An 11,968-nucleotide genomic window follows, 5' to 3' on the forward strand; every position below is an offset into this window, starting at 1 on the left:
AGTGGACGCGGATCGGCCCCGCGCGCTCAGTCCACCTGCGCGCCGGTCTCGCGAACCACGCGCGCCCACTTGGGCAGATCGGTCTTGACCAGCGCAGCCAGCTGATCGGCCGTGCCCTTGAAAGGCTCGCAGCCCACGCCGGCCAGCCGGTCCACGGTCTCCTTCTGGTCCAGCGCGCTGGCCACAGCCGCCTGCAGCCGGGCAACCACGGCGGGCGGCGTGCCGGCCGGCGCGAACATCGCGTACCACGGCGCCTGCCCGAAGCCCTTGAGGGTCTCGCCGATGGTGGGCACGTCGGGCAGCGCGGCCACGCGCTGGGCGTTGACCACGCCCAGCACCTTGAGCTTGCCGGTCCTGATCAGCCCGATCACCGAAGGCAGGCTCTGCACGGACAGCGGCACCTGGCCGCCGGCCACGTCCGCCGCCGCCGCGGCGGAGCCCTTGTAGGGCACGTGCTGCAGCCGGATGCCCGCGGCTTTCTGCAGCATCTCGCCGATCAGGTGGTTCAGCGTGCCGTTGCCGGCCGAGGCGTAGCTGTACTGGCCCGGCGCGGCCTTGGCCAGCGCCACCAGCTCGGCCACGTTGCCGGCCGGAAACGAGGGGTTGGCGACCAGCGTGTAGCCCGCGGTGGCCACCGGCGCCACCGGCGTGAAGTCCTTGACCGGATCGAAGCCCGGGCTCTTGTAGAGCGCCGGCCCGATCACGTGGGCGCTGTCGGCCGTCACCAGCAGCGTGTAGCCGTCCGGCCGCGCGCGTGCCGTGGCCGCGGTGGCCAGCGTGCCGCCCGCGCCGGGCCGGTTGTCCACCACCACGCTCTGGCCCAGTTGCTCGGACAGGCGCTGCGCCAGCACCCGCGCGATGGCGTCATTGGCGCCGCCGGCGGCCTGCGGCACGACCAGCGTGATCGGCTTGGTCGGGTAGCCGCCTTGGGCGCGTGCGCCGAAGGCAGCGGCGCCCAGGGCGGCCAGCAGCAGGGGCCGGCGGGTGAAGGCTTGAACACTCATGGCATGTCTCCTTGCGTTGTATGTTTGGTGGGCGCGCGCGGTGGCCGCAGGGCTCATCAGGCGCGTGCCAGCGCCCGGGCGCGCGTGGCCTCGAAATCGGGCGGCACCGGGTGCAGGTCCAGCCGGCGGCCGGCCTGGACGATCTGCCCCGGCGGCGCGTGGCCGATCAGCGCCGGCAGACGCGCCGCGGCCGCCACCAGCCGGTCCAGGTCCACGCCGGTGTCGTAGCCCATCAGCGCCAGCGCATGCACGATCTCCTCGCTGCACACATTGCCCGACGCTCCGGGCGCGTAGGGGCAGCCGCCCATCCCGCCCAGCGAGGTGTCGAAGCGGTCCACGCCGGCCGCGATGCCGGCCAGCACGTTGGCCAGGCCCATGCCACGCGTGTTGTGGAAGTGCAGCGTGAAGGCGATGCGCGGCCAGCGCTGACGTGCGGCGGCCGCCAGGGCCCGCACCTGCGTGGGATAGGCCATGCCCGTGGTGTCGCACAGCGTGAGGCCCTGCACGCCCAGGTCGACGAAGCGCTGCACCCAGTCGAAAACCGCGTGCTGCGCGATGTCGCCCTCCATCGGGCAGCCGAAGACGCAGGACAGCGACACGTTGACCGGCACCCCGGCGGCCTGCGCCGTGGCGATCACCTGCGCCAGCGCGGCGAAGGATTGCGCCTGCGTCATGCGCAGGTTGGCCAGGTTGTGGGTGGCGCTGGCCGACATGACGAGGTTCAGTTCGTCGGTCCGCGCCTCGATGGCGCGCTCGGCGCCGCGCACGTTCGGCACCAGGGCGGTGTAGACCACGCCGGGGCGGCGGGCGATCTCGCGCATCACGATTTCCGCATCGCGCAGCACCGGGATGGCGCTGGGCGACACGAAGGAGGTGACTTCGATCTTCGCCAGCCCGGCCTCGGACAGCGCATCGGCCAGCGCGATCTTGTCGGCCGTGGGCACGAACGCGGCCTCCATCTGCAGGCCGTCGCGCAGGCCCACCTCCTGGATGTGGATGCGGCGGCCCGCGCCCTGCCAGATGCTGTCGTTCGTGTCATTCGTGTCGTTTGCGTCGCTCATGCGATCACTCCCCTGGCGCGCAGCAGCGCGATCTGGTCATCACGCAGGCCGGCCTCGGCCAGCACCGCATCGGTGTCGTCGCCCAGCCGCGGCGCACTGCTGCGCACGCGCCCGGGCGTGGCCGACAGCTTGGGCACCACGCCGGGCACCAGCAGCTGGTCGCCATCGCGGGTGTGCTGCGTCAACAGCATGTCGCGTGCGCGGTAGTGCGGGTCCTGCGCGATGTCGCGCGCGGTGTAGACCCGCCCTGCGGGCACGCGCGCGGCCTCGAGCCGGTCCAGCACCGCCTGCACCGTGAGCGGCGCGGTCCAGGCGCCGATGGCCGCGTCGATCTCGGCCACGCGCGCCACGCGGCCCGCGTTGTCGGCCAGGTCGGGCGCCGCGCCCAGGTCCTCGCGGCCGATGGCCGCCATCAGCCGCTTGAAGATGCTGTCGCCGTTGCCCGCCACCAGCACCCAGCCGTCGGTGCAGGCATAGGCGTTGCTGGGCGCGATGCCGGGCAGCGCGCTGCCGGCCGCCTCGCGCACCGCGCCGAAGGCGTCGTACTCGGGCAGCAGGCTTTCCATGCAGTTGAAGACCGCCTCGTGCAGCGCCACGTCGATCACCTGGCCCGGGCCGCCATGCGCCTTGCGGTGGTACAGCGCCATCAGCACGCCGATGGCGCCGTGCAGCGCGGCCAGCGTGTCGCCGATGGAGATGCCGCAGCGCACCGGCACGCGCCCCGGCTCGCCGGTCAGGTGGCGCAGGCCGCCCATCGCCTCGCCCACCACGCCGAAGCCGGGCCGGTCGCGGTAGGGGCCGGTCTGGCCGTAGCCGGAGATGCGCAGCATCACCAGGCCCGGGTTGCGCGCATGCAGGGCCTCGGGCCCCATGCCCCAGCCCTCCAGCGTGCCAGGGCGGAAGTTCTCGATCAGCACGTCCGCCTCGGCGATCAGCTGGCGCGCGATCTCCTGCCCCTCGCTCTGGCGCAGGTCCAGCGCCAGCGAGCGCTTGTTGCGCGACTGCACCTGCCACCACACGGAAGTGCCGTTCTTCAGCAGGCGCCAGTTGCGCAGCGGGTCGCCGCCGGCCGGCGCCTCGATCTTGATCACCTCGGCGCCGAAGTCGGCCAGCGTCTTGCCGCAGAAGGGACCGGCGATCAGCTGGCCCATCTCGACCACGCGGACGCCGTCCAGCGGCAGCGGCGTGTTGTCCTGTGTGTGCATCAAATCCTTGTCTCCTTGCGCCGGCCCAACGGCGAATGGCGCGAATCATGCCGACGCCCGCCCGCAGCGCAAAACGCCCATGCGCGAGGCTGCCATCGCATTTCGGCATGGCCAGCCGGGACGCCGTTAGCATCGCGGCCATGAAGCTGGATCCGGTCTCCCTGCGCCTCTTCGTGGCCGTGATGGAGGAAAGCGCCATCGCGCGGGCCGCCGCGCGCGAGCACATCGCGCCCTCGGCGGCCAGCCGCCGCCTGGCCGAGCTGGAGCAGCAGCTGGGCGTAGAGCTGTTCGCGCGCAGCAACCGGGGCATGCGCGCCACCGAGGCCGCGCAGGCGCTGCTGCACCTGGCGCGCGGCGTGCTCAACGAGATGGACGGCATCGCGCTGCAGATGCGCGACTACGGCAGCGGCGTGCGCGGCCAGGTGCGCCTGGTGGCCAACATCTCGGCCATCACGCAGTTCCTGCCGGGCGAGCTTCAAAGCTTCATGGCGCGCCATCCAAAGGTCCACGTGCGCCTTCAGGAGCAGATCAGCTCGGCCATCGCGCGCAGCGTGGCCGAGAACGCGGCCGACGTCGGCATCCTCAACGACGGCCACTACGGCGAGCAACTGCTGCTGCTGCCCTACCGCGAGGACGAGCTGGTGCTGGCCGTGCCGGCCGGGCATGCGCTGGCGCGGCGCCGCCGCGTGCGCCTGTCAGACGCCCTGCCGCACGACCTGGTGAGCACGCACCCCGGCAGCGCCATCCACCACCAGCTGCTGCGCGCGGCCGCCGATGCGGGCCTGCCGCTCAAGCTGCGCATGCAGGTGACCAGCTACGACGCCCTGTGCCTGATGGTGGCGGCCGGGCTGGGCCTGGGGGTGCTGCCGCGCGGCAGCGCCCGGCTCTACCAGCGCGCGCTGGACATCCGGCTGGTCACGCTGGACGAGCCATGGGCGCAGAGGCATTTGATGCTGGCGCTGCGGGCCGGCGAGGCGCCCAGCGGCGCAACCCGGCTGCTGGTCGAGCATCTGCAGGCGCACCGCGAGGCCGCGCCATGAAGTGGGACATCTTCTGCCGGGTGATCGACAACCACGGCGACCTGGGCGTGTGCTGGCGGCTCGCGCGCCAGCTGGCGGCCAAGGGCGAATCGGTGCGCCTGTGGGTGGACGACGCGCAGGCGCTGGCCTGGATGGCGCCTGGCGGCACCGGCGCGGTGCAGCTCGTGCGCTGGGGCGACGCGCAAGCCGAGGCGCAGGCGCTGGCGCGGCCGGCACCCGAAGTGCTGATCGAGGCCTTCGGCTGCGACCCCGCGCCGGCCCTGGTGGCGCACTTCGCGCAGGCGGCCCAGGCCGAGGGGGCCGCGCCCCATGCCTGGATCAACCTCGAATATCTTTCGGCCGAGCCGGTGGTGGAGCGGCTGCATGGCCTGCCCTCGCTGGTCTTCAGCGGCCCTGGCGCAGGGTTGAAGAAACACTTCTTCTACCCCGGCTTCACGCCCGGCACGGGCGGGCTGCTGCGCGAAGCCGACCTGGCGCAGCGCCAGGCCCGCTTCGACCGCGCGGCCTGGCTGGCCCGGCACGGCATCGCGCCCGGGCCGCAGGAGCGGCTGTTCTCGCTCTTTTGCTACGAGCCGCCCGCGCTGGGCGCACTGCTGGCGCAACTGGCGCAGGGCCCGCAGCCCACGCGCCTGCTGGTCACGCCCGGCCGCGCCGCGGCGGCCGTGCGGCAGGTGCTGGCTGCGCAGACGCCCGGCGGGCCCGCGGCAGGCCCGCACGAACAGGCATGGGGCTGGCTCACGCTGCAGTTCCTGCCCGCGCTGCCCCAGGCCGGCTACGACGAACTGCTCTGGGCCTGCGACCTGAACTTCGTGCGCGGCGAGGACTCCTTCGTGCGCGCCCACTGGGCCGCCGCGCCGCTTGTGTGGCACATCTACCCGCAGGACGAGGACGACGCGCACCACGCCAAGCTGCAGGCCTGGCTGGACTGGCTGCAGGCGCCAAACTCGCTGCGCGCCTTCCACCGCGCGTGGAACGGCGTCGGCCAGGCCGATGCGGCCTTGCGCGCCGTCGATGCGCTGGCCGACCCGGCCACCCTGGGCGCCTGGCGCAGTTGCCTCGATGCGGCCCGCGCGCGCCTGCTGGCGCAGCCGGACCTGCTCACGCAGCTGCAGGCTTTCGTCAAGCAAAAAAGCTAGAATGGCGGGCTTTGCGGAAACCGGGCCAATCCGGTTTTCGCCCAACCCGCCGCGGGTTCGCAGCGCAGCTGCTGGATTGCCACACCGGCCCTGGAGACCCAGGCGCTGCTGGCAGATCAGGCCACCTGCACCGAGCGGCCAACGTCCGCACAAGGACACACACTCATGAAAATCGCTCAAGAAATCCGCGCCGGCAACGTGATCATGCACGGCAAGGACCCCATGGTCGTGCTCAAGACCGAATACAGCCGCGGCGGCCGCAACAGCGCCACCGTGCGCATGAAGCTCAAGAGCCTGATCGCCAACTTCGGCACCGAAGTCGTGTTCAAGGCCGACGACAAGATGGAGCAGATCGTGCTGGACAAGAAGGAGTGCACCTACTCCTACTTCGCCGACCCGATGTACGTCTGCATGGACAGCGAGTACAACCAGTACGAAGTCGAAGCCGAGAACATGGGCGACGCGCTGAACTACCTCGAAGACGGCATGGCCGTGGAAGTGGTGTTCTATGACGGCAAGGCCATCTCGGTCGAACTGCCCACCAGCGTCGAGCGCGAAATCACCTGGACCGAACCCGCCGTCAAGGGCGACACCTCGGGCAAGGTGCTCAAGCCCGCCAAGATCGCCACCGGCTTCGAGATCCCCGTGCCGCTGTTCGTCTCGCAAGGCGACCGCATCGAAATCGACACCCGCACCGGCGAATACCGCAAGCGCGTCTGAGCGCTGGCGCTTCGCGCATCGGTGAAGGCTCCCTTGGGAGCCTTTTCTTTTTTGCGTAGGCTGGTGCCCATGAGCCCAGCCCCCCTCGCCCAGCCCGCCGTGCGCACCGAAACCGCCGGCCCCGTCAGCACCCTCATCCTGAGCCGCCCCGACGCGCGCAACGCGGTGGACGGCCCGACGGCCACGCTGCTGCGCGAAGCCTTCGAACGATTCGAGGCCGACGACAGCCAGCGCGTGGCCGTGCTCTGGGGCGAGCATGGCCAGTTCTGCGCGGGCGCCGACCTCAAGGCCGTGGCCGACCCCGCGCGCCGCAACGCGCTGGACCCGCAAGGCGGCGCCAGCGCCCCCATGGGGCCCACGCGCATGGCGCTGGCCAAGCCGCTGATCGCCGCCATCGCCGGCCATGCCGTGGCAGGCGGGCTGGAGCTGGCGCTGCTGGCCGATCTGCGCGTGGCCGAGGAAGACGCCGTGCTCGGCGTGTTCTGCCGCCGCTGGGGCGTGCCGCTGATCGACGGCGGCACGGTGCGGCTGCCGCGCATCGTGGGCATGGGCCGGGCGCTGGACCTGATCCTCACGGGCCGCCCCGTGCCTGCCCGGGAGGCGCTGGCCATGGGCCTGGTCAACCGCGTGGTGCCGCGGGGCCAGGCCCGCGCGGCGGCCGAGGCGCTGGCGCGCGAGATCGCGGCCTTCCCGCAGCAATGCATGCTCACCGACCGCGCGAGCGCCTATGGCCAGTGGGATCTGCCGCTGGCGCAGGCCCTGCGCGAGGAAGGCCGGCGCGGCGTGCCCATGGTGGCGGCCGAAGGCGCGGCCGGCGCGGCGCGCTTTGCGCAGGGCGCGGGGCGACACGGCCGCTTCTGAGCAAAAGGTCCGCCGGCCCGGCCCCGACCCTCCATGGGCCGGGCGCACAATTCGGTACTTCCTTCCGGACCTGAATCCCCCGTTTCGCATGAGCCCCAACAACACGCACGACATTCACGACAAGCGCCTGGCCGATGCCTGGGCCACCCTGCAATCCCATGCGGACCAGGGCCTGCCGCTGGATCCGGACCCGTCCCGCATCGCCTTTGCCGACCCCGAATTCCTGCTGCGCCGCGAGACGCGCGGGCTGCGCATGCAGCTGGAGCTGATGAAGCCCGACCTGGAGATGCGCGCCCACGGCATCGAGAACACCATCGTGGTCTTCGGCAGTGCGCGCCTGCGCAGCCAGGAAGAGATGACGGCCCAGATCGCGCAGGCCGAAGCCGCCGGCAACGACAAGCTGGCCGAGCGGCTGCGCCGACTGGCGCGCGGCAGCCACTACTACGAGCAGGCGCGCGCCTTCGGCAAGCTGGTGGCCCAGTACAGCGCCGACAAGGATCCGGCCGACAAGGTCTTCGTCTGCACGGGCGGCGGCCCCGGCATCATGCAGGCGGCCAACCGCGGCGCCCACGAGGCCGGCGGCCTGTCGGTGGGCCTGTCCATCGCGCTGCCGATGGAAGAGGCGGCCAACCCCTACATCACGCCCGCCCTGTCCTTCAAGTTCCACTACTTCGCCATCCGCAAGATGCACTTCATGATGCGGGCCAAGGCGCTGGTGACCTTCCCGGGCGGCTTCGGCACGCTGGACGAACTGTTCGAAGTGGTGACCTTGGTGCAGACGCGCAAGTCCAAGCAGGTGCCCATCGTGCTCTTCGGCAGCGACTACTGGCGCCAGCTCATCAACTTCGAGCTGCTGGTGGACGAAGGCATGATTTCGCCCGAGGACATCCATCTCTTCCACTACGTGGACACGCCCGAAGACGCCTGGCGCGCGATCGAGAAGTTCTACGAACTCTGAAGCGGGGCCCGAGCCGGGCCCGGCCGCTCAGTGCTGCAGCTGGCGCGGCGGCAGGCCGCGTTCGCAGTAGTCGAAGAAGGCCTCGATCTCCTTGGACTTGTCGAACAAGGCGGCCGCGCCCAGCGCCAGGCAGCGCTGCCGGATATCGGGCGTGGCGTAGTTGGTCAGCACGACCACGGGCAGGGCGCAGCCCATCGCGCCCAGCTGTTCAAGCACGCCGATGCCCGAGCCTTCGGCCAGGAACAGATCCAGGATCACGAAGTCGGCATCGCGGCCATGGTGGCGCAGCCAGGCCATGGCCTCGCGCTGGCCTTCGGCTGTGCCCACCACTTCCACCCCTGCAATCTCGGCCAGCGTGGGAATGAGGTTGTCGCGGATGGTCGGGTTGTCTTCGATCAGAAAGGCGTGCGGGCTGGCCATGGTGAACTCCTTGCGCCCATTTCAGGCAGCCCCGATGCAGCGGGATGCCGCTGCGGGCCCTGCCTTGAGGTAGGAGGCTGCTGACTTCAGCGCGGGTTTACGGGCCGCTCAGCCCTCGCAGGCCGAGGGCCAGGCCATCTCGAAGCGCGTGCCCGACTGCGCGTCGGAGCTGACGCTCAGCGTGCCCTCGTGCGCCCGGGCGATGAGCTGGCAGATGTGCAGCCCCAGGCCCATGCCCGCATCGGCGCGCGCCGTGCTGGCGCGCGCATAGGCAGAAAAGATCTGCTCGATCTGCCCCTGCAGGATCGGCTCGCCCCAGTTGGTCACCACGATGCGCGCCACGCCATCGCGCTCGAAGGCCTCGACCACGATGGGCTTGTCGGCAGCCCCGTAGGCAATGGCATTGCCGATCAGGTTGGACAGCAGCTGCTGCAGACGCGCGGGGTCGCAGCGCACCGGGCAGCCCATGCGGATGTGGGCGCGGATCTCGTGCGCGGGCTGGGCGTCGCGCGCCTCCTGCACCACATCCTCGAGCAGGCCGTCGATGTTCTGCTGCGCCTCCAGCCTCACGGGCATGGCCGAGCCGGCGCGGCCGCGCGCGAAATCGACCAGATCGTCGATCAGCGCACTCATGCGCTGCGCGCTGGAACGCAGACGCATGCCCACGCGGCCCACCATCGGGTCAGCGCTGCGCGCCAGGATCTCGCTGGCCGTGCGCATGGTGCTCAGCGGGTTGCGGATGTCGTGCGCCACCACGGCCAGGAACTGCTCGCGCGAGACGCTGGTCGCGCGCTCGTCCACCAGCGCCTGCAGCGTGTTGCCGTGGGACAGGGCTTCCTCGATCAGGCGTCCGATCAGCGCCGCCATGCCCTCCATCATGCCGATCACGCGCTCGTTGCTGATGGCCGCGGGCTCAGGGTCCAGCGCGCACAGCGAGCCGAAATAGGCGCCGCGCACATGGATGGCCACGGACATGTGGCTGCGAAAGCCGTAGAGCGCGGGCCCGGGATGCTGGCTGTACAGCGGATGGGCCAGCGCATCGTCGAAGGCAATGGTGTCGGGCCTGTCGATCTGGGCCCGGCACACGGTGGTGTTGACGTCCAGCTGATCGCCGGGCACCAGGCCGAAACCCGCTTCGTCCAGCACGGCGCACATCACCCAGCGCTCGGGCGTGACCCGCGCGATCCCGATGAAGCGCATGCCCGTCTGCTCGCGCAGCAGCCGCAGGATGGCCGTGATGGCCGGGATGCCGGCCACCAGCTCCAGCTGCCGGTCGATGTCACCCCTGTCGTCCATGTCGTCCATGTGCTGCGCCACTCGAGTTCCCTCCGGCCCGCCATCTGCTGCGGGATGGCGCCGTCGGGTCGGCGGCGCCAGCGGGATTATGAAATGTCAGTCAATGTCAAAAGACACATCGGACCCAAGGCCCAAGGCCTACTGCGCCACGCCGTCGAGCAACAGGCCCAGGGTGCTCAGCCGCGGCAGCAGCGCGCTGCGGTCAGCGCTGCGCAGCTGCTGCGGCACGGCCTCCAGCAGCGCCGCACAGCGGCCCAGCCCGGCCTCGCGCAGCACCGTAGCCTGCGCCTGCGCGCGCGCGGCCATGCCGCCGCCCTGGTGGCGCAGCCCCTGTCGCAGCCATTGGCCCAGCAGGGCCTGCGTGTCCTGCACCAGGCCGCTGCGGGCCGAACGGGGCGCGGGCCCGGCCTGCAGGGCCAGGGCCTGCGGCAGCGGTGGCTCCACCTGCAACACCACGGCGCGCTGCGTCGTCAGCAGGGCCAGCGGCGCCATCCGGGCCTGCCCGTCCTCGAGCCGCACGGTGCCGGCCACGGCGCGCAGCGCGCCCCACTCGCCCCCCAGCGCACGGGCCAGCGCGTCCACAGCGCCCGGCGCGGCAGCGCGGTGCGACAGGGCCAGCCACAGCGGCGGGTCCTGGGCCGCTTCATCGCCGCCGCAATGCAGCTGCCCATGCAGCACCTGCGCCGCCGCATCCCAATGGCTGCCCTGCACCTGAAGGCCCTCGTCGCAGGCCAGCACGTGCAGCGCGCCGGCCGAGCCCGCCGCCGCCCCGCTGGCAGCCTGGCGCGGCAGCACGAACTCGGGCAGCCTGGCCTGCAGCTGCGCAATCAGGCCACGCACCGAGGCCTGGCGCAGCGGCGCGCGCAGCTCGTCCCACGCACTGGGTGACAGCGGCATCACGCCGGTCTGCCGCGCGCCGGCAGTGATCTCGATGCGGCCATTGGCGCGGCGCGAGGCGGTCTTGGTGAGGACCTGGCCGGCCGCCACCTGGCGCAGCGGAAAGCCGGCCACGCGTCGGCTCGCCAGCGTTGCCGGCGTGCCGCCCGCCGCGGCATCGGCCGTGCGCGGCCAGTTGCGCTCGAGCACCATCACGGTCTGCGTGTCGGGGTCGGCCAGCAGCACGTCGGCGCCTTCGCCGTCGTCGTCGGACCACAGCACGGCGCCCAGCGACACCAGCCGCAGATGGTCCAGCGCCACCTCGCCCTTCACGCCCAGGCCCAGGATCTGGCTGCCGTGCAGCGGCGGCGGCGACGTGGATTCAGCCGGAGGTGATTCCACATGCGCGGCCGCCTGCAGCCGGGCCCACAGCTCGGCCGTCACGGCCAGCAGGCGGCGCGCGTCGAAGCGGCTGCTGCGCGCGTGCTGGGCCTGCAGCAGCATCCAGAGTTCGTCGATGCCGTCATCGACCCAGCGCCACCCCAGCGCCTGCACCTGCGCGCGCAGCGCCTCGACGCGCGCCGTCAGCGCCAGCAGGGCCTGGCCCGAGCCATCGAGCCACAGCGCCAGCAGCAGCGCGTCGAGCTGGGCGCGCGCGGCCTGTGCCGGCTCGCCGGCCAGCCAGCGGGGCGCAGCGTCGTGCGCAGCGGCCTGGCCTTCGGCGCTGCGAGGCGCGAGGGCCACCATGCGCTCGCCGCCCCCCCCATCGGCACGCGGCAGCGCGCCGGCCTCGCGGAAGGCCCAGACGGCCAGCACCACGTGCGCGCAACCACTGCCCTGGCTGCAGTCGCAGCGCGCATGCACCAGCGAACTGCGCGAGAAGAAGCGAACGCTGCACATGGGCAGCCGCGCCACGGGCGCGCCATCGGCGCCCTGCCCGGCCTGCACGGCGATCACGGGCCTTGCCGCAGCCAGGCGCAGCGCCTGCTCCAGTACCGAAGGCGCGAAGCTGGCCGCCAGCGCGGCATCGTCGAACTGCGCAGGGCTCCAGCCTGCGGGCGCGGCTGGTTCGGCGGGCGCGTCTTCGGCGGACGGCGGTGCAAAATCGCCGACCTGCGCCTGATAGGCCAGCACCAGCATCACGCGGTGGCGACACATGCTGCTGGCCGGGCAACTGCAGGCCGCATCGCGCAGCGTGCGCCCCGGCGCCAGCCGCGTGAGCACGCCATCGTCGAAGTGCGCCGTCACCGTGCCGTCCGCGGCTTCTTCCAAACGCGGCAGCAGGCCTGCGGCCACATCCTTCTGCGCACGCTTGACGAAGCCTGCATTGGCCAGCGCCGTGAGCGCTTCGGGCGTCAGTTCGAGCAGGTCTTGGCGGGGCATCTTTTCTG

Annotated in this window: 11 protein-coding genes; 5 read left to right on the forward strand and 6 right to left on the reverse strand. The window is 71.9% G+C overall.

Annotated elements, in window-relative coordinates; genetic code table 11:
- Positions 1–26: 26 nt before the first annotated feature.
- From PGB34_RS07645 to PGB34_RS07655, 3 genes are read right to left on the reverse strand one after another with little or no spacing between them, the layout of a single operon-like run.
- A complete protein-coding gene (locus PGB34_RS07645; RefSeq protein WP_271427460.1) occupies positions 27–1,004 on the reverse strand; it encodes a tripartite tricarboxylate transporter substrate binding protein in 978 nt (325 codons plus the stop codon).
- Between the two features lie 56 nt (positions 1,005–1,060).
- Positions 1,061–2,065, reverse strand: a complete 1,005-nt coding sequence (locus tag PGB34_RS07650; RefSeq protein WP_271427461.1) for a hydroxymethylglutaryl-CoA lyase — start codon at positions 2,063–2,065, stop codon at positions 1,061–1,063.
- Entirely contained in the window at positions 2,062–3,270 is a 1,209-nt protein-coding gene (locus tag PGB34_RS07655) for a CaiB/BaiF CoA transferase family protein (RefSeq protein ID WP_271427462.1), read from the reverse strand. The genes PGB34_RS07650 and PGB34_RS07655 overlap by 4 nt, the downstream gene beginning before the upstream one ends.
- Positions 3,271–3,410: 140 nt before the next feature.
- Here PGB34_RS07655 and PGB34_RS07660 point away from each other — a divergent pair, with 140 nt between their 5' ends.
- The 5 genes from PGB34_RS07660 to PGB34_RS07680 all read left to right on the forward strand — a co-directional run bounded on the left by PGB34_RS07660 (position 3,411) and on the right by PGB34_RS07680 (position 7,985).
- Positions 3,411–4,310: a LysR family transcriptional regulator gene (locus PGB34_RS07660; RefSeq protein WP_271427463.1), complete on the forward strand. Its 900-nt coding sequence runs from the start codon at positions 3,411–3,413 to the stop codon at positions 4,308–4,310.
- Positions 4,307–5,446: an elongation factor P maturation arginine rhamnosyltransferase EarP gene (gene earP / locus PGB34_RS07665; protein WP_271427464.1), complete on the forward strand. Its 1,140-nt coding sequence runs from the start codon at positions 4,307–4,309 to the stop codon at positions 5,444–5,446. The genes PGB34_RS07660 and earP overlap by 4 nt, the downstream gene beginning before the upstream one ends.
- A gap of 165 nt (positions 5,447–5,611) precedes the next feature.
- Entirely contained in the window at positions 5,612–6,166 is a 555-nt protein-coding gene (gene efp / locus PGB34_RS07670; RefSeq protein WP_271427465.1) for an elongation factor P, read from the forward strand.
- Between the two features lie 69 nt (positions 6,167–6,235).
- Positions 6,236–7,027, forward strand: a complete 792-nt coding sequence (locus PGB34_RS07675) for a crotonase/enoyl-CoA hydratase family protein (RefSeq protein ID WP_271427466.1) — start codon at positions 6,236–6,238, stop codon at positions 7,025–7,027.
- Positions 7,028–7,115: 88 nt separating this feature from the next.
- Positions 7,116–7,985 (forward strand): LOG family protein, encoded by an 870-nt coding sequence (locus PGB34_RS07680; protein WP_271427467.1) that lies wholly within the window; start codon positions 7,116–7,118, stop codon positions 7,983–7,985.
- A gap of 27 nt (positions 7,986–8,012) precedes the next feature.
- On the opposite strand, the gene PGB34_RS07685 is transcribed toward PGB34_RS07680, so the two are convergent.
- The 3 genes from PGB34_RS07685 to PGB34_RS07695 all read right to left on the reverse strand — a co-directional run bounded on the left by PGB34_RS07685 (position 8,013) and on the right by PGB34_RS07695 (position 11,960).
- The gene (locus PGB34_RS07685; protein ID WP_271427468.1) at positions 8,013–8,405 is read right to left on the reverse strand and encodes a response regulator; all 393 of its coding nucleotides are present in this window, start codon (positions 8,403–8,405) and stop codon (positions 8,013–8,015) included.
- A 108-nt stretch (positions 8,406–8,513) separates the two neighbouring features.
- Positions 8,514–9,710: a GAF domain-containing sensor histidine kinase gene (locus PGB34_RS07690; protein ID WP_271427469.1), complete on the reverse strand. Its 1,197-nt coding sequence runs from the start codon at positions 9,708–9,710 to the stop codon at positions 8,514–8,516.
- A gap of 129 nt (positions 9,711–9,839) precedes the next feature.
- Positions 9,840–11,960, reverse strand: coding sequence for an SWIM zinc finger family protein (locus PGB34_RS07695; RefSeq protein WP_271427470.1), 2,121 nt, complete (start codon positions 11,958–11,960; stop codon positions 9,840–9,842).
- Positions 11,961–11,968 lie beyond the last annotated feature (8 nt).

Origin of the sequence: Xenophilus arseniciresistens (genome assembly GCF_028023875.1) — a bacterium.
Lineage (GTDB): Bacteria > Pseudomonadota > Gammaproteobacteria > Burkholderiales > Burkholderiaceae_C > Xenophilus > Xenophilus arseniciresistens.